The following is a 17,128-nucleotide window of genomic DNA, read 5'->3' as shown; positions in this document are numbered from 1 at the left end:
CGCTGCTGCGTTACCCATGAGGCGGAAGTGTGCAGGGCCATGACCGGTAGGCATTCTTCCCCGAATCGGCCTCTGACCACTGTGACGGCGCTGGCCGTCTGCGCTGCACTCGGGGCGCCCGTGCTCACCGGCTGCGGTGCGCTCCCCGGCGGCCCGGGGGGATCGAAGGAGCCCCTGACCGTGATGACCTGGGCACCGGAGGGCACCGGCGCCACCAACAAGCCCGGCATGCCGGCCCTCGCCAAGGCCTTCGAGAAGTGGGTCAACTCCGAGGGCGGCATCAACGGGCACGAGCTCAGAGTTCTCACCTGCAACGAGCGCAACAACCAGATGGGTGCCGCGGCCTGCGCGCGCCAAGCCGTGAAGGAGGGCGCGGCGGCCGTCGTCGGCTCGTACAGCCAGCACGGCCGGTCCTTCATGGGTCCTCTCGAGGCGGCGGGCATCCCCTTCATCGGCGGCTACGGAATCGCCGACGAGGAGTTCTCCAGCAGCATCTCCTACCCGGTGAACGGCGGTATGCCCGCGCTGCTCGCCGGCAGCGGCAAGCAGCTCGCCCGCAACTGCGAGCGAGTGGCCCTGGTCCGGCCCGACACGCTCTCCGGGGACGTCCTGCCCGAGCTCCTCAATTCCGGCCTGGAGGACGGCGAGAGCCGGCCCACCGTGGACATCAGGGCGCCCGAGGACGCCAGCGACTACTCCTCGCACGCCCGCCTGGCCCTGAAGCGGGCGGAGGCCGACACGGGTCCCGGCGAGGACGCGAGGGGCTGCGTCAGCGCGGTCCTCGGCGAGCGCACCGAGACGTTCTTCGACTCCTTCCGACGGGTCTCGTCGAAGGAGGACAGGATCGCCGTCGCCTCCGTGCTGGGCAGCGTCGACCAGTCCCTGATCAACCGCACGGGCGGGTCCGACGGGCCGTTCGAGGGCGCGTACATCACCGGCTGGTACCCGGACCCGTCCGACACCCGGTGGAAGCCGATGAACGACCTGATCCGGAAGTACGCCTTCGGCGACAACCGGATCGACCCCGCCGACGCCGGTGTGCAGACCACGTGGATCGCCTACACGGTCCTCAAGGGGGTCGTGGAATCGATCGACGAGGACGAGATCACCTCCGACGTGCTCAGCCACGCGCTCGACCAGGGCGCCGCAGCCGACACCGGCGGGCTCACCCCCCGGCTCCGCTGGCGCCTCGCCGACATGCTCGGAAGCCGTGCCTACCCCCGTATCGTCAACCCCGGTGTGACCTTCCACGTGGTACGGAACGGACGCCTCGTCTCCCAGACGAAGGAAGCGGTCGACATCAGCCAGACCCTGCAGAAGACCGGCCTGACGTGACGGCCGCCCCCGGCCGCCGGGGGCGAGGGACCGGACGCCGGTCCGGGGTGGTCGATCCGGGGCCTGGTCCGGGGCTGCTGATCCGGCGTAGCCGATCCGGGCCGCCTGATCCGGAAAGGCTCGTGTCGTCCCGGCTGCCGGGAGCGGTCAGGGCTGCGGACCGGGTGGCCCGAGAGCCAGTCACCCCGGCGTCGCTGCGGAGCCGGCGGCCGGCCGTGCGGGCAGGGGCGGGGGCCCGGACCAGGGCGTGCCGGACTGCGTCCCCGTCCGCTGCCCGGCGCGGCTCGGACCGGAAAGCCGGCCGCGGTCCGCTCTCCGGCGGCACCCGTCCGTGATCACGTCGGCGGCAGCAGCGGGACCGCAGATCACGACGTACCGGACAAGGTGAGCCGTGCCGCGGCCCGGCCCCGGCCCGTGTCGGTCAGAGGTCGGCCGCGGTCCGCTTCGTCAGGTCGTACTCGTCCGCGATCGCGTTCCACAGCACCGCGGCGGACTGCTTGGCCCGGGTGGCCTCGCCACTGGCCCTGTTGGCCTGGGCGGTGTGCGTGGTGTTGCGGGCCTTGCCGTCCTTGCAGCCCTTCTTGCCGTCGACCTGGCCGGCCCACGCCGCGTAGTGGTCGTCCGCCGACGCGGAGGCCCGCCAGGCCGTGGTGAGGTCCGCGGACAGCTTGGCGTGGTTCGGCAGCTCGTCGACCGTCAGCCCGCCCAGGCGGGTCACCAGCTCGCGCCGCTGGCGCGCGGCATCCCGCAGGTCCGAGGCCGCGCCCTCGAGGTTGTCGCACGACTTGATGTCCTGCACGGCCTTGATCACCGAGGCCCGGCTGTCGTTGCTGTCGGCGAGCAGCTTGTCCAGTTCTTCGGCCTGCCCCTTGGCCGGATCGTCGGCCTCCGTCGCCTCGGCGGACGGCGAACCGTCCGGCGCGCTGGTGGCGGCCACCGGCTGCTTCACGTCCTTGGCGGCCGGATCGTCGTCCCCGCTGCTCAGCAGCGCGCCGGTGGCGAGGCCCACCACGGCACAGCCACCGACCACCGCGGCCACCAGCACCGCAGGGGACTTCCTGCGCGGCGCGGGCTCGTACGCCGGAGGCGCGGCGGGCGCGGGCGCGCCCCGGCGGACCTGCGGGCGGGGCACCGCCGGGCCGTCGTTACGGAAGAGGCCTTCGAACTCGACCGGCGGCTGCCGGTCACCGGACGCCTCGGGCGGGCCCCCGTACGGCGCGCTGCCCTGGGGTGCGGCGGACATGTCGACGGGCGGCAGCAGCTGTGTGCTCTCCGCGCCTCCCGGCGCGGCCCCGGCCACCGGCGGCAGGAACTGGGTCGCCTCGGAGTCGGCGTGGGCCGCTGCCGGGGGAGTCGGCCGGAGGAACCGGGTGGCCTCCGCGTCGCCCTGCACGCCCGGCGCGGGACCCGCCGGGGTGGCCCGCAGGTACTGCGTTGCCGCGTCCTCGTGTGCGGGGGCCGCAGGCGTCGGCCGCAGGAACTGCGTGGCTGCGTCCTCGTGCGGGGCGGCGGGCATCGGCCGCAGGAACTGCGTCGCCGGGTCCTCGTGCACGGGAGGCACGGGGCCTGCGGGAGCAAACCGGGGGTACGGGGCGTGTTCCGGGGCCCCGGCGTACGGTCCGCCCTGCGGCGCGGCCGCCGCGGGGCCGCCGGCCGTCGGGTACGGCGTGGGCTGCGACACCGCGGGGCCGCCGTTCGGTACCTCGGGCGGCAGCGGCTGCGCACCCGTGGCGTACGGCTGCGCCGCGTCCCAGGCGCCGGGAACGCCGCCCGCCGCCGGTATGGGGCCAGGCGGGGCCGCCGGCGCGGACGCGTAGGGGTCCGCGCCGTACGGGGACGGCTGCTCGGGCGTCCGGGCACCGGTCTGCGGGCCCCACGGCGTGCCCCAGGGCGCACCTCCCGCGGGGGCGGTCCCGTCGCCCGCGGCGCCTGGGACCCAGGGGCCGCTCCCGTCCGCGGGCAGCACGACGCCCTCGCGTGCGGGCCGCGCGGAAAGCTGCGGGTCCTCGCCCTGTCCGCTCTGCGTCACCGGGACTCCTACGTGTCAACCTACGGAAACGTCGGCTCACGCTACCGGGTGACTCAGTGCCGCGGCCACGCACGTGGGGCGAGTAACAAGAACCCCTCACAAGTCGCTGATCATGGGCGTCCTTTGGCTGTGCGCCACGTCACGCCGCCACCTGGAGTTCCATCCGTGCGGTGAACTCCCGTACCGCGGGCTCGTCCGTGTACGGCTCCAGCCGGACGCGCAGGTCGTCCAGATACTCGGCGCCGCGGTCCGAGCGCAGGGTGGCCAGCAACTCGGCGGCGCGCACCCCGGTGTGGCAGGCCTCCTCGATCTCGCGCTGCTGGACCTGCGCGGTGGCCAGCAGGATCAGCCCGATCGCGCGACGCCGGGCACGGGTCGGGGGGTGGCCGGCGAGGGACTCCGTCGCGTACCGCGCGGCCGCTTCCGCCTGTCCGAGGTCGCGGTGGCAGTGGGCCAGTTCGTCGGCGAGGTAGGCCCGGTCGAAGTGGGCGATCCAGGCGGGGTCGTCGCCCGAGTCGGGTGCCGCGTCGGCGCGTTCCATGGCCGCGAGGGCGCGGCCCGCGGCCTCCTGGCAGACCCGGACGTCCCCCATGAGCGCGTGCCCGCGGGCCTCGGCGGCGTGGAACATCGCCTCCGCACGGGGGGTGACCCGGCCTCTGGCGCCTTCCTGTGCGGCGCGTGCCAGCTGGGCGATCTCACGGGGGTTGCCGAGCTGCGCGGCGAGGTGGCTCATGGACGCGGCCAGCACGTAGCCGCCGTAGCCCCGGTCGTCGGCGGCCTGGGCGAGCCGCAGGGCCTGGATGTAGTAGCGCTGGGCGAGGCCGGGCCTGCCGGTGTCGATCGCCATGTAGCCGGCGAGTTCGGTGAGCCGGGCGACGGCGGCGAAGAGCCGGCGCCCGGTGGACTCGCGGTACGAACCGGAGAGCAGGCCGGAGACGACGCTGTTGAGATAGTGGACGACGACCGGGCGGACGTGGCCGCTGCCGAAGCGGTGGTCGAGGTCGACGAGGGCGTCGGTCGTGGCCCGTACGGCGTCGACGTCGGACATGCCCACCCGGCTCCCGGCGTTCCGGGCGACCTGGACGTCGGAGCCGGTGATCAGCCAGTCGCGGCTCGGCTCGACGAGGGCCGACGCGGCCACGGTGGAACCGGAGAGGAACTCACGGCGGCCGACGTCGCTGCGCCACAGCTCGCAGACCTGCTCGATGGCGGCGGGGACGGTCGGGGAGAACTGCAGGCCCACCCCGGAGGCGAGGTTCTTGCCGTTGGCCATGCCGATCTCGTCGATGGAGACGGTCCGTCCGAGCTTCCGGCCGAGCGCCTCCGCGATGATGCCCGGTGCCCGGCCGCGGGGCTGCTGACCGCGCAGCCAGCGGGCCACGGACGTCTTGTCGTACCGCAGGTCGAGCCCGCGCTCCGCCCCGACCATGTTGACCCTCCGGGCGAGCCCGGCGTTGGAGCACGCGGCCTCCTGGATGAGCGCCTGCAGACGCTCGTTGGGCTGGCGTGCGACGAGCGGCCTTGCTGCCATGCTTACCCCCTGTGGCGATGATCGGTCGGATGGTCATTGCCCGGTGAAATGCGGTGAAATGCGGAGCGAAGGCGAAAGATCGTTTCCTTTGTGGTCATGCGTGTGGTTGCACATATGACCGCCCGCATGGTTACCCCCCTTCGAGGCGCACCTGCCCACGCGCCCCTCCTGGTGCACCCGTGCGCCCCGCGTGCAGGATCGTTGCTCCGTTTCCGGCGCGTCGTAGCCCCGTAACCCGGTGTCGGGGCGGTAGTTGAGCTGGATGTGGAAGAGACCATCGGAGTGACGGAGCCGGCACGGATCCCCCAGCAGCGCGGCGACCAGCTGCTCGACTGCGCCGTGCGGTATGCGGAAGAGCGGCACTGGGACCTGTTCCCCGGCACCTGGCTGGAGGCGGAGAACGGCACCGAACGGTGCTCCTGCGGAGAACCCGCCTGCCCCCTGCCCGGTGCGCACCCGGCCCGCCCGGACTGGGCGGTCCAGGCCACCGGCAGCGCGACCGTCGCCCGCCGGATGTGGTCCGAGCAGCCACGGGCGTCGATCCTGCTGCCGACCGGCCGGACCTTCGACGCGATCGACGTCCCCGAGGCCGCCGGCTTCCTGGCACTTGCCCGTATGGAACGGATGGGCCTCCGGCTCGGCCCGGTCACCTGCACCCCGAACCGCCGCACGCTGTTCTTCGTGCTGCCCGGCGCGGCCGACAAGGTGCCCGAACTGGTCCGCGGCCTGGGCTGGTCGCCGTCCGCCATCGACCTCGTCGCCCGCGGCGAGGGCGACTTCGTCGCCGCGCCCCCGACCCGTGTCGGCGGCCGGGGCGCGGTCCAGTGGGCGCGCCGCCCCACGCACGCCAACCGCTGGCTCCCGGACGCCGAGGAACTGATCAGCCCGCTCGCCTATGCGTGCGGGAGGGAAGCAGCGTCGGCCAGAACGCGCCCATAGGGTGTCTCCCGAGAATGGGACCCATCCGAAAGGCAGACCGTCATGCCGGACCAGGCAGTGGGGGAATCGGGCGCGGCGTCACCAACCACGGTGCCCGCCGTTCGCGTTCAAGGACTGTGGAAGAGATTCGGTGAGCAGATCGCCGTCGGGGGCATAGACCTGGAGCTGCCGGCCGGCAGGTTCATAGGCCTGGTCGGCCCGAACGGCGCCGGTAAGACGACCACGCTGTCGATGGTGACGGGCCTGCTCCGGCCCGACCAGGGCACGGTCGAGGTCGCGGGCCACGACGTGTGGCGCGACCCGGTCGAGGTGAAGGCCAGGATCGGCGTGCTCCCGGAGGGACTGCGGCTGTTCGAGCGGCTCTCCGGACGGGAACTGCTCGCCTACACCGGACGGCTGCGGGGGCTGCCCGGTGCGGAAGTGGACAAGCGCGCCACCCAGTTGCTCGACGTCCTGGATCTCGCCGGGGCGCAGCACAAGCTGGTCGTCGACTACTCGACGGGCATGCGCAAGAAGATCGGCCTGGCCGCGGCGCTGCTGCACAACCCCGAAGTCCTCTTCCTCGACGAGCCGTTCGAGGGCGTGGACCCGGTGTCGGCGCAGACGATCCGCGGGGTGCTGGAGCGGTACACCGCGTCCGGCGCGACCGTGGTGTTCTCCAGCCATGTGATGGAACTGGTCGAGTCGCTGTGCGACTGGGTGGCGGTGATGGCCGCGGGCCGTATCCGCGCGCACGGTCCGCTGGCCGAGGTGCGGGGCGACGCTCCGAGTCTGCAGAGCGCGTTCCTGGAACTGGTCGGCGCCGGCGGCAGGGACGCGGGCGCCTCCCTCGACTGGCTCGGCGGCGGGGCGGCAGCCCGGTGAACACCGCGCTGACCCCCGTCTTCCTGAGGCTCAAGCTCTCCCTGATGAAGAACGGACTGAAACAGTCCGGCGGACGGCGGGCCGTCTTCATCACCTCCTGTGTGACGATGCTGGTCGTCGCGGCGCTGCAGCTGCTCGGACTCGCCCTGTTGCGCGGCACCGAGCACGCCACGACGGTCGTGGTGCTGCTGACGGCGCTGCTGGCGCTCGGCTGGGCCGTCATGCCGCTGTTCTTCCCGTCGGGCGACGAGACGCTCGACCCGACCCGGCTGGTGATGCTGCCGCTGCGGCCGCGGCCGCTGATGACCGCGCTGCTCGCTTCGTCGCTGGTGGGCATCGGGCCGGCGTTCACCACGTGCCTGGTGACCGGCTCGGTGATCGCGGTGGCGCACGGGCCGGCGGCGGTTGCGACCGGTGTCGTCGCCGGGGTGCTGACGGTCCTGGTGTGCGTGGCGCTCGCACGGACCGTGGCCGCGGCCAACACCCGTCTGCTGACGTCGCGCCGGGGCCGGGACCTGGCGGTGCTGAGCGGTCTGCTGATCGCCGTCGGCATCCAGGTCGTCAACTTCGGCTGGCAGAAGCTCGGCCAGTCCGGCGGTCTGGCCCGGCTGGAGCCGTTCGCCGAGGTCGTACGCTGGCTGCCGCCCGCCTCCGCCCTGGACGCGGTGGCCGCCGTCGGCGACGGAGAGTACGGGCGGGCCGCCGCCGGACTGCTGCTGACGGCAGCCGCACTGGCCGCGCTGCTGTGGTGCTGGCACGGCTCGCTGGTGAAGGTGATGACGGCACCGGACGGCTCCACCGTCGCGGCCGCGGCCGAACCGGAGCGCAAGGCGTCCGGGCGCGGCGGGTCCCGCGGACTGCTGCCGGACAACCGCACGGGTGCGGTGATGCGGCGCAGCCTCATCTATCTGTGGCGGCATCCCAAGACGCGGGCCGGTACGGTGAGCGCACTCGCCATCGGCCTGATCGTTCCGGTCTTCAACAACCTCCAGGGCGCGAGCTCGGTGTACTGGGGCTGTTTCGCCGCCGGGATGCTCGGCACGGCGATGTACAACCAGTTCGGAGGGGACGGCAGCGCGTTCTGGATGGTGATGCAGACCATCTCGTCGCCGCGCGACGCATTCGCCGAACTGCGGGCCCGCACCCTGGCGATGCTGGTCCTGACGCTCCCCTACACCGTGCTGGTCACGATCGTCGCGGCCGCGCTGGCGCACGACTGGGAGTCACTTCCGGAGGCGCTGGGCCTGTCGCTGGCGCTCCTCGGCGGAATGCTCGCCACCGGCACGGTGGCCACGGCCCGCTTCCCGTTCACGATCCCGGAGAGCGCACAGCGCAACGTGGCCGCCGGACAGGGCGGTATCGCGGTGCTGTCCATCTTCGGCGGCATGCTGGCGTCCGCCCTGGTGACGGCGCCGCTGCTGGTCCTGACGGTGTGGCTGCACCTCGACGGCGGTCACGCATGGCTGTGGACGGTGCTCCCGCTGGGCGTGGTGTACGGAGCGCTGTGCGTCCTGGTCGGGCTGCGGGTCGCGGCGCCGATGACGGCCAGGCGGCTGCCGGAGATCCTCGAAGCGGTCGGCAGGGGCTAGCGTCGCTGCTCCGTGTGCCGCCCGCCGCGTCACACGGGGACGCGAGCGGCCGACAAAGCGCTACTGGGCGGCCCGGGGCCTTCCCGGGCCGCCTTTCCCGGTTCAGGACGAGACGGGGTGGTCGGCCGTCTCCTCCAGGAAGGGCTCGAGGACCGCGCGCCAGCCCTCCGGGCGGTCGTAGTGGACGAGGTGGCCGGCCTCGGGCACCTCTGCGTACCGGCCGCGGGGCAGGACGCGGACCATCTCGTGGGCCTCCGCGCGGCCCAGCTCGCCGTCGAGGCCGCGGACCACCAGGGTGGGACAGGGCACCTGGGCGAGCTCGTCCCAGTGCGCGTCGAACACCCAGGTCGCGCGGGCCCGGAGCATCTGGCTGCGGGAGAACACCGGCCACCAGCCGTCCGCCCGCTCCGCCATCACCTCCGCGAAGAACTCGCCCCGGGACGGGTTCGGGCGCTCCACCCAGGGATCCTCCTCGCCGAACCACCTGCGGACGTCGGCGAGCGTCGCGAACGGCACCGGCCAGGACCGGAACCAGTCCTCCCATCTCCGCTGGGAGGCGGCGCCGAGCGCGGACGCACGCATGTCGCAGACGACCAGCGCGCGCACCAGGTCGGGCCGGCGGGCGGCGAGCTGCCAGGCGGTGAGCGCGCCCATGGAGTGGCCGACCAGGGTGACCGGCCCGAGGCGCAGCTGCTCGACGGCCGCCTCGGCGTCGGCCACGAACGCGTCACGGCTGAACGGTCCCTCGACCGGCTTGCCGCTGTGGCCGTGCCCCCGCTGATCGAGGGCCACCGGACGGTACCGCCCGGCGAGCCAGCGGGCCGTCCCCGCCCAGTGCGAGGCCCGGCCCATCAGCCCGTGCAGCAGGAGGACTCCCGGCGCGGGCAGGTCCCCGCCACCCGTCTTCGGGGGGTCGGTGAACTCCCAGGCCGCGAGGCGCACGCCATCGGGTGCGATTACGTCCCTACGCCGCGCCATTGCCCTGGCACCCCCTTCACTCCACGGGTGATCGGATCTCCTCGGCCTCAGAATATCGAACCCGTATTCGAAAACGGCGATCTGCCACGCTACACCGCTCTTTCGAGTGACCACCCTCAAGGATTGATCGCCGTTGCCGAGGGGATCTTTCCCACGGGGGGCGGGTCGCTCGGGGAAATCGGCCCGCTGGCAGTGACCCTGAGAGCTCGGGGCTCCGGGTCACAAAAGGGGAGGACAGGCCCCGGCGCCGCACGGCGCCGGGGCTCTTTGCCTCCCGGGACGGAGCAGGGCCGAACGGGCAGGCGACCACGGCCGCCGGCCGGCCAGGAGCCGGGCGGGATATGGACGGGGACGCGGGCACGGGCAGGGACGCGGGCACGGATTCGAGCACGGACGCGGGCACGGATGCTGGTTCCGGCGTCGAGTGCGGCAGGGCCCCGGCCGTGAACGGCAGAGGCGGGGACGTGAACGGCGGAAGCGCGGCCGTGACAGGCAGGAGTGACGGTGCCCCGTGGGCCGGTGCGCGGCCCCGGCGGGTGGGCCGGCACGCACCCGCAGAGGACGGGCGGGCGGGCTCGGGGACGGACGCGGGGGTGGGCGCGGCGGGAGGCGGTAACAGGGCGGGAGGCGGTAACGGCGGGACGGGAAAGGCCGGTGCCGCGCAGGTGGGCGACGCAGCCAGGCGTAACGCAGAGCGGGGGCACGCCGGACGGCGTGACGGTCGTGGGCGCATTACCTGCTCCCTCCCCGGCGGCGGTGCGGACCCGGCCGGCCACCGCCCTTCAGGTCATATGCCTCACGCACAGGGTGGCACGCGAGGCGTCCGCCCGCTGCCGTTCCGCATCACTTTCCGCGCATCGGTTTTCCGCGGCGGACCGCTCCGCCGCGGATTCCGGACAAGGGGTTCAGCGCTTCGCGACGAAGACGTGCGACGCCACCTCGGCGTCCAGTTCGGCCGCCTCGCCGCCGCTGCCGACGAGCACTCCGCCCGCGGCCTCGGTCACGCTCACCACCGAACCGGGCTGCACACCCGCGCGCCGCAGCGTGTACATCAGCTGGGCGTCCGTCTGGATGGGCTCGCCGATCCGGCGCACCACGACGGTCTTGCCCTCGCTGCCGGTCTCGAGGTCGGCCAGGCTGACCATGCTGTCGTCGAGGAACGGATCGGCCTCCGCCTTCTCGCCCAGCTCCTCCAGGCCCGGGATCGGGTTGCCGTACGGCGACTCGGTCGGGTGCCGCAGCAGCTCCAGCACGCGGCGCTCCACCGCCTCGCTCATCACGTGCTCCCAGCGGCACGCCTCCGCGTGGACCTGCTCCCACTCCAGGCCGATCACGTCGACCAGGAGACACTCCGCGAGACGGTGCTTGCGCATGACCCGGGTGGCCAGCCTCCGCCCCTCGTCGGTGAGTTCCAGATGCCGGTCGCCCGCCACCTGCACCAGGCCGTCGCGCTCCATGCGCGCCACGGTCTGGCTCACCGTCGGACCGCTCTGGTCGAGGCGTTCGGCGATCCGGGCCCGCATGGGCACGACGCCCTCTTCCTCCAGCTCGAGGATGGTGCGGAGATACATCTCCGTGGTGTCGATCAGTCCGGACATTCGTGCCCCTCGATTGCTCGTGCGCTGGCCCTGCCCCAATTCTGACGCATCGCGCCGACAACCGGGGCCTGTCGGGTGGGACGCCGTATTGACACACGAACCGTCCGGACCGCAACGTGATCCGCGACACGGCGGGCACGCGAAGACCAGAAGAAGACCAGTAGACGGGATGGTGCTCGGACCATGAGCGGGAGCCGACTGGCCGGCCAGTTCTTCGATGCCGCGATCGGACTGTTGCAGCGGGTGCGCGACGAGGAGGAAGCCGGCATCACGGCGGCCGGCACCGCGATCGCGGACGCGGTCGCCGCGGGCGGACGGGTCTTCGTGTTCGGGGCCGGGCACTCCTCGCTGCCCGCCCAGGACGTGGTGTACCGGGCGGGCGGCCTCGCGCTGATGAATCTGCTCGCCGTGCCGGGCACGGTCGGTGTGGACGTGATGCCGGCGGCGCTCGGCTCGGCGCTGGAACGGGTGGACGGCCTGGCGGGCGCGGTCCTGGACAGCTCCCCCGCCGCCGCGGGCGACGTCCTGGTGATCGTCTCGCTGTCCGGGCGCAATGCGCTGCCGGTCGAAATGGCGCTGGGCGCGCGCGCCCTGGGCCTGACCGTGGTCGGGGTGACCTCCGTGGCGTACGCCAAGGAGACCCGGTCCCGGCACGCGTCCGGCACCTTCCTCAAGGACCAATGCGACATCGTGGTCGACAGCAAGATCGCAGTGGGTGACGCGGAGCTGACCGCCGAGGGCGTCGACGCCCCGTTCGCCCCCGCGTCGACCGTGGTCACCAGCGCGATCATGCAGGCCATGACGGCCACCGCCGCGGGCGAGCTCGCCGCCCGCGGGCTGGATGTGCCCCTGCTGCGTTCCGGGAACGTCGACGGCGGTCATGAATGGAACGCGCGCGTCATGGGCGAGTACCGCGACCGGATCTTCTACCGGCACTGAGCCGGGTCACGACCGGACCACGGGCCGGACCACAGGCCGGACGGACGGACCCCGAGGGGTCGCGCCCGCCCGGCCCGGCGGTCAGAACGCCGGCGCGGCGGTGATCGTCGTGGCGAAGAGGACCTCGTCGTTCTGACGGGCGGTCACCCGGACGCGGGGCCGGCCCTGGATGTCGGGGTCCTCCTCGTGGACTTCTATCCAGCACGGTGCGTCGAACTCCGCGTACCGCATGAAGTTCGTCGTCATCGCGACCGGGACGACCGGGACGGAGCCCCCGCCCCGCGCGGCCTGCACGGCCTGGCGGGCGGCCTCCAGCAGCAGCATGCCCGGGGCGTGGTCGACCGGATGGTCGAAGAGGACCGGGTGGGTGGTGTCGACGCGGAGCAGCCAGCGGTTCGCCGCCCCGTCGGGCGAGAGCACGACGTCGTGCACCCGGTCCCGGCCGACCAGGTGCGGGGCGACCGGCTGGGGCAACGGGAGCTGCCCGGCGAGTGCGGTGTCGATGTCGGCGTATCCGCCGCGCAGCCGGCGGTAGACGGCGGGAGAATGGCTGCTGAACCGCGCCGTCGCGGTGGCCAGCGCCTCCTCTTCGCGCAGCACCAGGAACTCCATGCGCATGGCCACCAGTCGGCCCGCCCGGCGGACCACCTCGTGGCAGTCGACGCGGAGTTCGAGTTCGGCGGGTACGGCTGCGGTGCGCAGCGCCTCGGGACGGAGCGAGAACTCCAGGTCCTGCCAGATGAGACGGTGCCCGAACGGCACCTCGTACGCGACGTGCGACAGCAGCGGGATGGTCTGGCGAATGGTTTCCGCGAGCAGCAGCGGGTCGTGCAGTCCGTGTGACGGTCCGTAGAAGGCGTGGGCGCGCGGCCACTGTGCGGTGACGGAGAAACTGTCCTCACCCCGGTCGGACCAGCCGGTCAGGAAGACCTCGGCGGCCGCGGCACGGTGCACGAACTCCTTCGGAACGATGGTGGTCAGCTTCCCGCCGCCGAATCCCGTGAGACCCGGCCCCCCGAACCAACCGGAAGCATCAATTCCGGTTTGGATCACGACGGAAGACGTCCTGGACATAGCGAGTTCCCTCCCCTTGGAACAGGCAGTAATCCCCTTGTGCAGCGCTCCCCCTTCGGCGCGATGCACACTGATAAGATACTGGCTGGATGGTTTTTTTCTAGTCCTATTCGAGAGGCCTCCATGTCAAAACCCAAACAAGAGCGTGCAATCCGGACACGAGAGACGCTGATTCATGCCGCCGCGTCGGTTTTCGAGGAGCACGGGTTCACCACGGCCAGCATCAACGAGATCCTGGCCAAGGCCGGGGTGACCCGTGGAGCGCTGTACTTCCACTTCCCGTCGAAGGAGGAGCTCGCCCAGGGCGTGATGTCGGCGCAGGGCGACTCCCTCGTCCTGCCGGACGGGGAACCCGGCCTGCAGACGCTGATCGACACCACGATCTACCTCGCCCACGAACTGCAGACCAACGTGCTGCTACGGGCCGGCGTCAGACTCTCCATCGAACAGTCCTCGTTCGGCGTCCGCGACACCACGCCGTACGAGCTGTGGGTGAAGAACTTCCGCACCCACCTGGACGCGGCCAAGGCCCGCGGTGAACTCCTGCCGCACGCGAACACCGAGGAACTGGCGGAACTGCTGGTCGCCTCCTACAGCGGCATCCAGCTGTTCTCCCAGCTCTACACGGACCGCGCCGATCTGCCCGCCCGTATCGCCGCCCTGTGGCGCAGCCTCCTGCCCGGTATCGCCGTCTCGGGCATGCTGCCGCACCTCAGGGCGGAGGGCAGCACGGCCCGGTCGTAGCTCCGGCCGCCCCGGCTCGCCGGGGATGCCGCTCCAGCGGGGTCAGCCGGCGGACGGGCCCGCCGAGCTGCCCGAAGCATCGAGCCGCTCGCCCGCGTCCGCCTCCACCAGGGCGGGGAGGACGAGGCTCCAGATACGCGCCAGCCACTCGAACGGACTCACCGGCCACTCCCGGCCGGCCGGCACCGCCGGGGCACCGTCCGCTCGGCCGGCCTCGACGGCCTTGTCCGTATCGCCGGCACCAGCCTCACCGGCGCCGTGGGCGCCATCACCTTCGACGCCTTCCGCGTCGGCAACGCCGGCACGTTCCGCGCCACATCTGTCGACGCCCTCCGCGTCCGCCCCTCCGGCGCCGTACGCCACGCCGGCGCCCGTGGCGCCGCCCCTCGCGACGCCGCCCCTCACGACACCGCCCCCGACGCCGTCTGCCGAGCCGCCGGGCGGTCCGTCCGTTCCGGCGCGGCGCGACAGCAGCTCCGTACCGCTGATCATGGACACCACCAGAGCCGTGACGGCGTCCCGGCAGATGCCCGGCCGCAGCGCCCCCTCGGCCTCGGCGCGCTTCAGCAGCGCCTGTACGGACCCGAGCCACACCGCGTAGCAGTCCAGGGACGCGTCCGTGCTGCCGCGCTCGCGGGACAGCGCCAGCCCGGCCCGCACCGCGGTGTCGTACCGCACCAGCCGGGCCAGCGCGTGCGTCATGTCGATGAGCGCCTGGAGCGCCGGCGTGCCGGGGCGGTCGGCCCGTGCGAGGACGTCCGCCGAACGGCTGGAGGCCCGGGCCTGCACGGCCCGGGCCAGTTCGTCCTTGGTGGCGAAGTGGAAGTACAACGCCCCCTTGGTGACTCCGGCCGCCGCACTGATCCGGGCCATGGACGCCCGTTCGTACCCGATGGCGTCGAACACGCCGGCCGCCGCGGCGACGAGCCGGTCACGGGTCCGCCTGGCTCTCTCCTGCTCCGCCACGCCCCTCACCCCACTCGACGCTCACCCTCACGGAGTGAAAAAACCTACCAGATGGTTTTGAAATTCCCCAGCGTGCGCCGCGCGTTGGCGAGCGTGGCCAGCGGCCGGAGCATCGCGGGGTCGAACGCCTGCAGCTCCCGGCCGGCGGCGAGACGGCGGGGAAGGTCGGGGTCGGCGAGCGCCCCGGTGCCGATCGACAGCAGCTCGGCATGGCCCTCCGCGAGGACGCGCCCGGCGAGCTCCTGGTCGTGCAGCCCGCCGTTGGCGATCACCGGCAGGCCGGTGGCCTCCCGTGCCGCCGCCGGCACGGTCCGGCCGTCGTCCAGCCGCTCGGCCGCGAACCAGTCCCGGCCCGCCCCGGCGATGTGCAGATAGTCGGCTCCCGCCGCGGACGCCGCAGTGAAGACGGTCTCCGCCTCGCAGACCCCTCCCGGCCAGCGGTGCGAGGCGTCGTTGACCTTCGCCTGCGACAGGCGCACCCCGACCGTGAAACCCTGCCCGGTCGCTGACCGGACCGCGGCGACCACCTCGCGCATCAGCCGCACCCGGCGCTCGGCCGGCCCGCCGTAGCAGTCGGTGCGCAGGTTGGTGTGGGCGGTGAGGAACTGGTCGATCAGATAGCCGTTGGCGGCGTGCACCTCGACCCCGTCGAACCCTGCCTCCTTCGCGCGCGCCGCGGACTCCGCGAAGCCGCGCACCACCTCGGTGATCTCCTCCTGCGTCAGCGGCAGCGGCACCGGCCACGGCCCTGAGCCGCCGTAGTTCGACAGCTGCTCGCCACGCGGCCGTACCGCCGAGGGGCCGGCGGTGGCGTCCCGGAAGCGGTTGCCCTGGGTCAGCGCCCCGGCGTGCATCAGCTGCAGCACGATCCGCGCCCCCGCCGCGTGGACGCGCTTCGTCACCTGCTGCCAGGCCGCGGTGTGCGTCGGGGACACGATGCCCGGCTGGTTGGCGTAGCCCTGGCTGTACGCGGTGTCGGTGTACGTCCCCTCGGTGACGACCAGTCCGAAGCCGCCGTGCGCGAAGTCGGCGTAGTACGCGGCCATGTCGGTGGTGGCAAGCCCCTGGGCGGTCGCAGACACCCGGGTCATCGGGGCGACGGCCAGCCGGTTGCGCAGCCGCAGCCCGGCGAACTCCACGGGGTCGAGCGCGGGATGGCTGGGCGGTACGACGGCGGGGTCGTGGGGCGTGGAGACGGTCACTGGAGGTTCCCGGTCGGGGTCGGGGCGAAGGCCGGTGCGAACGCGGCCGCATGGACGGGTGCCTTCGTGGGCGCGGACGCGGCGACGTGGACGGATGTGGACGTGGATGCGGGGACGGGCGAGGCGGCGGACGCGGTGTGCGCGGGCGCAGTGCGGCCGAGGGGCGGGGCGGGGGCCGGGACGGGACGGCGCCGCTCGGCGAGGTGCGCCCGGTACCAGGGGGCGTAGGAACGCATACGGGCCTGGAAGCCCGGTCCCGGCAGGCAGCCGGTCAGCTGCCAGACCGCACAGCTGCGGTACCAGTGGTCGGTGGCGAGCAACGACAGCTGGCGCTCGCTCACCCGGCCCGGCACCTCGGCCAGCCGCCGGCGGTACTCGTCGAAGGTCAGGTCCTCCCGGGGCATGGGCAGTCCGACTCCGAGGCACAGTTCGACGAGCAGATCGCGGAGGGCGACGGGCTCCGGGTGGTTCGCGTGGTGCACGGTGCCGGGCGGGAGCAGCGGCTCGTACGCCATGGCCGCGGTGGTGAGGATCCGGGCGAGGTCGTCCACGGCGATCACGGACAGCAGGGCGCGCCCGCCGTCGCACCAGGCGGGCACCCGGTCGAGGAGGTCGGCGACGGCGGGGACGACCCATGCGTCGCCGGTGCCGTAGACCAGTCCGGGGCGCAGGACGACGCCTCCGGCGGCCAGGACGGCGCGTTCGGCGGCGAGCCTGCTGCGGCTGGTGGCGCTGACCGGGGCGGGGGCGACGTCGTGCTCGCCGATGCCGCGGTGCGGGCCGTTGCCGTAGACGGCCGCGGTCGAGACGGTGAGGACGCGCCGGACGCCGGCCCGGGACGCCTCGGCGAGGAGGGCGCGGGTGCCGTCCTCGTTGACTGCGGTGCACAGCCGTTCGTCGGGGCCTATGAAGCAGGCGAGGTGGATCAGTACGTCGATGCCGTCGCACACTCCGCGCAGCGAGGCAGGGTCGGTGACGTCGCCCGTCACGTACTCGATGCCGGGGTCGATGACGGCCAGGCCCGTGCCCCCGGAACGCGGGGTGTCCCGGATCAGCGCGCGGACCTGACCGCCGGTGCCGCCGTGCCGGGCGGCGAGATCGCGCAGCACGGCGGAGCCGATGAATCCGGTCGCGCCGGTGACCAGGATGCGGGGACCGTTGACGTGGTTCATACCTGTGACCTGCCTCGTAGCGTCGACGATGCGGACCCTGCCGCCGGCCGGGCCCCATCGTGGCGGGCCCTCATGGCTCGTGTCCCCGGTCCCGTCCTCGGCGGGGCTTCCGCTCCCTGTCGCGGTGGCGTCGCCGTGACGGGGCCGCGCGCCCCCGGCCGCGGTCGC

Annotated in this window: 14 protein-coding genes; 6 read left to right on the top strand and 8 right to left on the bottom strand. The window is 73.1% G+C overall.

Going from position 1 to position 17,128, the window contains the following annotated elements; translation table 11 throughout:
* Positions 1 to 39 precede the first annotated feature (39 nt).
* A complete protein-coding gene (locus ACZ4Z5_RS27085) occupies positions 40 to 1,335 on the top strand; it encodes an ABC transporter substrate-binding protein (protein WP_468267182.1) in 1,296 nt (431 codons plus the stop codon).
* A 421-nt stretch (positions 1,336 to 1,756) separates the two neighbouring features.
* On the opposite strand, the gene ACZ4Z5_RS27080 is transcribed toward ACZ4Z5_RS27085, so the two are convergent.
* Positions 1,757 to 3,364 (bottom strand): hypothetical protein, encoded by a 1,608-nt coding sequence (locus ACZ4Z5_RS27080; protein WP_468267180.1) that lies wholly within the window; start codon positions 3,362 to 3,364, stop codon positions 1,757 to 1,759.
* Between the two features lie 139 nt (positions 3,365 to 3,503).
* Positions 3,504 to 4,895 (bottom strand): transcriptional regulator, encoded by a 1,392-nt coding sequence (locus tag ACZ4Z5_RS27075; RefSeq protein WP_468267178.1) that lies wholly within the window; start codon positions 4,893 to 4,895, stop codon positions 3,504 to 3,506.
* 264 nt (positions 4,896 to 5,159) lie between these two features.
* Here ACZ4Z5_RS27075 and ACZ4Z5_RS27070 point away from each other — a divergent pair, with 264 nt between their 5' ends.
* Genes ACZ4Z5_RS27070 through ACZ4Z5_RS27060 form a run of 3 tightly spaced genes read left to right on the top strand, consistent with a single transcriptional unit; the run spans position 5,160 to position 8,287 of the window.
* Entirely contained in the window at positions 5,160 to 5,834 is a 675-nt protein-coding gene (locus ACZ4Z5_RS27070) for a bifunctional DNA primase/polymerase (RefSeq protein WP_468267176.1), read from the top strand.
* A gap of 42 nt (positions 5,835 to 5,876) precedes the next feature.
* Positions 5,877 to 6,698: an ABC transporter ATP-binding protein gene (locus tag ACZ4Z5_RS27065; protein ID WP_468267174.1), complete on the top strand. Its 822-nt coding sequence runs from the start codon at positions 5,877 to 5,879 to the stop codon at positions 6,696 to 6,698.
* A gap of 44 nt (positions 6,699 to 6,742) precedes the next feature.
* Complete coding sequence (locus ACZ4Z5_RS27060) at positions 6,743 to 8,287, top strand: transporter (protein WP_468267266.1); 1,545 nt, start codon at positions 6,743 to 6,745, stop codon at positions 8,285 to 8,287.
* 102 nt (positions 8,288 to 8,389) lie between these two features.
* Here the strand turns inward: ACZ4Z5_RS27060 and ACZ4Z5_RS27055 are convergent, their stop codons facing one another.
* Positions 8,390 to 9,265 carry an alpha/beta fold hydrolase gene (locus ACZ4Z5_RS27055; RefSeq protein ID WP_468267172.1) on the bottom strand — a complete coding sequence of 292 codons (876 nt, stop codon included), beginning with the start codon at positions 9,263 to 9,265 and terminating at the stop codon, positions 8,390 to 8,392.
* A gap of 905 nt (positions 9,266 to 10,170) precedes the next feature.
* On the bottom strand, positions 10,171 to 10,863 hold the full coding sequence (locus ACZ4Z5_RS27050; protein ID WP_468267170.1) for a metal-dependent transcriptional regulator: 693 nt from the start codon (positions 10,861 to 10,863) through the stop codon (positions 10,171 to 10,173).
* A gap of 183 nt (positions 10,864 to 11,046) precedes the next feature.
* On the opposite strand from ACZ4Z5_RS27050, the gene ACZ4Z5_RS27045 reads away from it, so the two are divergent.
* Positions 11,047 to 11,802, top strand: a complete 756-nt coding sequence (locus ACZ4Z5_RS27045; protein WP_468267168.1) for an SIS domain-containing protein — start codon at positions 11,047 to 11,049, stop codon at positions 11,800 to 11,802.
* Positions 11,803 to 11,883: 81 nt separating this feature from the next.
* Here the strand turns inward: ACZ4Z5_RS27045 and ACZ4Z5_RS27040 are convergent, their stop codons facing one another.
* Positions 11,884 to 12,876 (bottom strand): ScbA/BarX family gamma-butyrolactone biosynthesis protein, encoded by a 993-nt coding sequence (locus ACZ4Z5_RS27040; protein ID WP_468267166.1) that lies wholly within the window; start codon positions 12,874 to 12,876, stop codon positions 11,884 to 11,886.
* 123 nt (positions 12,877 to 12,999) lie between these two features.
* On the opposite strand from ACZ4Z5_RS27040, the gene ACZ4Z5_RS27035 reads away from it, so the two are divergent.
* Positions 13,000 to 13,620 (top strand): ScbR family autoregulator-binding transcription factor, encoded by a 621-nt coding sequence (locus ACZ4Z5_RS27035; protein ID WP_468267164.1) that lies wholly within the window; start codon positions 13,000 to 13,002, stop codon positions 13,618 to 13,620.
* 42 nt (positions 13,621 to 13,662) lie between these two features.
* Here the strand turns inward: ACZ4Z5_RS27035 and ACZ4Z5_RS27030 are convergent, their stop codons facing one another.
* The 3 genes from ACZ4Z5_RS27030 to ACZ4Z5_RS27020 are packed head-to-tail and all read right to left on the bottom strand — an operon-like array spanning position 13,663 to position 16,960.
* Entirely contained in the window at positions 13,663 to 14,586 is a 924-nt protein-coding gene (locus tag ACZ4Z5_RS27030) for a ScbR family autoregulator-binding transcription factor (protein ID WP_468267162.1), read from the bottom strand.
* A 44-nt stretch (positions 14,587 to 14,630) separates the two neighbouring features.
* Positions 14,631 to 15,788 (bottom strand): oxidoreductase, encoded by a 1,158-nt coding sequence (locus ACZ4Z5_RS27025; protein ID WP_468267160.1) that lies wholly within the window; start codon positions 15,786 to 15,788, stop codon positions 14,631 to 14,633.
* Positions 15,785 to 16,960 (bottom strand): NAD-dependent epimerase/dehydratase family protein, encoded by a 1,176-nt coding sequence (locus ACZ4Z5_RS27020; RefSeq protein WP_468267158.1) that lies wholly within the window; start codon positions 16,958 to 16,960, stop codon positions 15,785 to 15,787. Before ACZ4Z5_RS27020 ends, ACZ4Z5_RS27025 begins: the two co-directional genes overlap by 4 nt.
* Positions 16,961 to 17,128 lie beyond the last annotated feature (168 nt).

The sequence above is a fragment of the Streptomyces sp. NPDC030222 genome (assembly GCF_055573115.1).
This window is presented reverse-complemented; position numbering and strand designations above follow the sequence as displayed.

What these genes read in the sequence shown, in the direction of transcription:
- ACZ4Z5_RS27020 (WP_468267158.1), bottom strand. Translation starts at nt 16,960, where the DNA reads ATGAACCACGTCAACGGTCCCCGCATCCTGGTCACCGGCGCGACCGGA.
- ACZ4Z5_RS27085 (WP_468267182.1), top strand. Translation starts at nt 40, where the DNA reads ATGACCGGTAGGCATTCTTCCCCGAATCGGCCTCTGACCACTGTGACG.
- ACZ4Z5_RS27055 (WP_468267172.1), bottom strand. Translation starts at nt 9,265, where the DNA reads ATGGCGCGGCGTAGGGACGTAATCGCACCCGATGGCGTGCGCCTCGCG.
- ACZ4Z5_RS27060 (WP_468267266.1), top strand. Translation starts at nt 6,743, where the DNA reads ATGAAGAACGGACTGAAACAGTCCGGCGGACGGCGGGCCGTCTTCATC.
- ACZ4Z5_RS27045 (WP_468267168.1), top strand. Translation starts at nt 11,047, where the DNA reads ATGAGCGGGAGCCGACTGGCCGGCCAGTTCTTCGATGCCGCGATCGGA.
- ACZ4Z5_RS27050 (WP_468267170.1), bottom strand. Translation starts at nt 10,863, where the DNA reads ATGTCCGGACTGATCGACACCACGGAGATGTATCTCCGCACCATCCTC.
- ACZ4Z5_RS27040 (WP_468267166.1), bottom strand. Translation starts at nt 12,876, where the DNA reads ATGTCCAGGACGTCTTCCGTCGTGATCCAAACCGGAATTGATGCTTCC.
- ACZ4Z5_RS27035 (WP_468267164.1), top strand. Translation starts at nt 13,000, where the DNA reads ATGTCAAAACCCAAACAAGAGCGTGCAATCCGGACACGAGAGACGCTG.
- ACZ4Z5_RS27075 (WP_468267178.1), bottom strand. Translation starts at nt 4,895, where the DNA reads ATGGCAGCAAGGCCGCTCGTCGCACGCCAGCCCAACGAGCGTCTGCAG.
- ACZ4Z5_RS27065 (WP_468267174.1), top strand. Translation starts at nt 5,877, where the DNA reads ATGCCGGACCAGGCAGTGGGGGAATCGGGCGCGGCGTCACCAACCACG.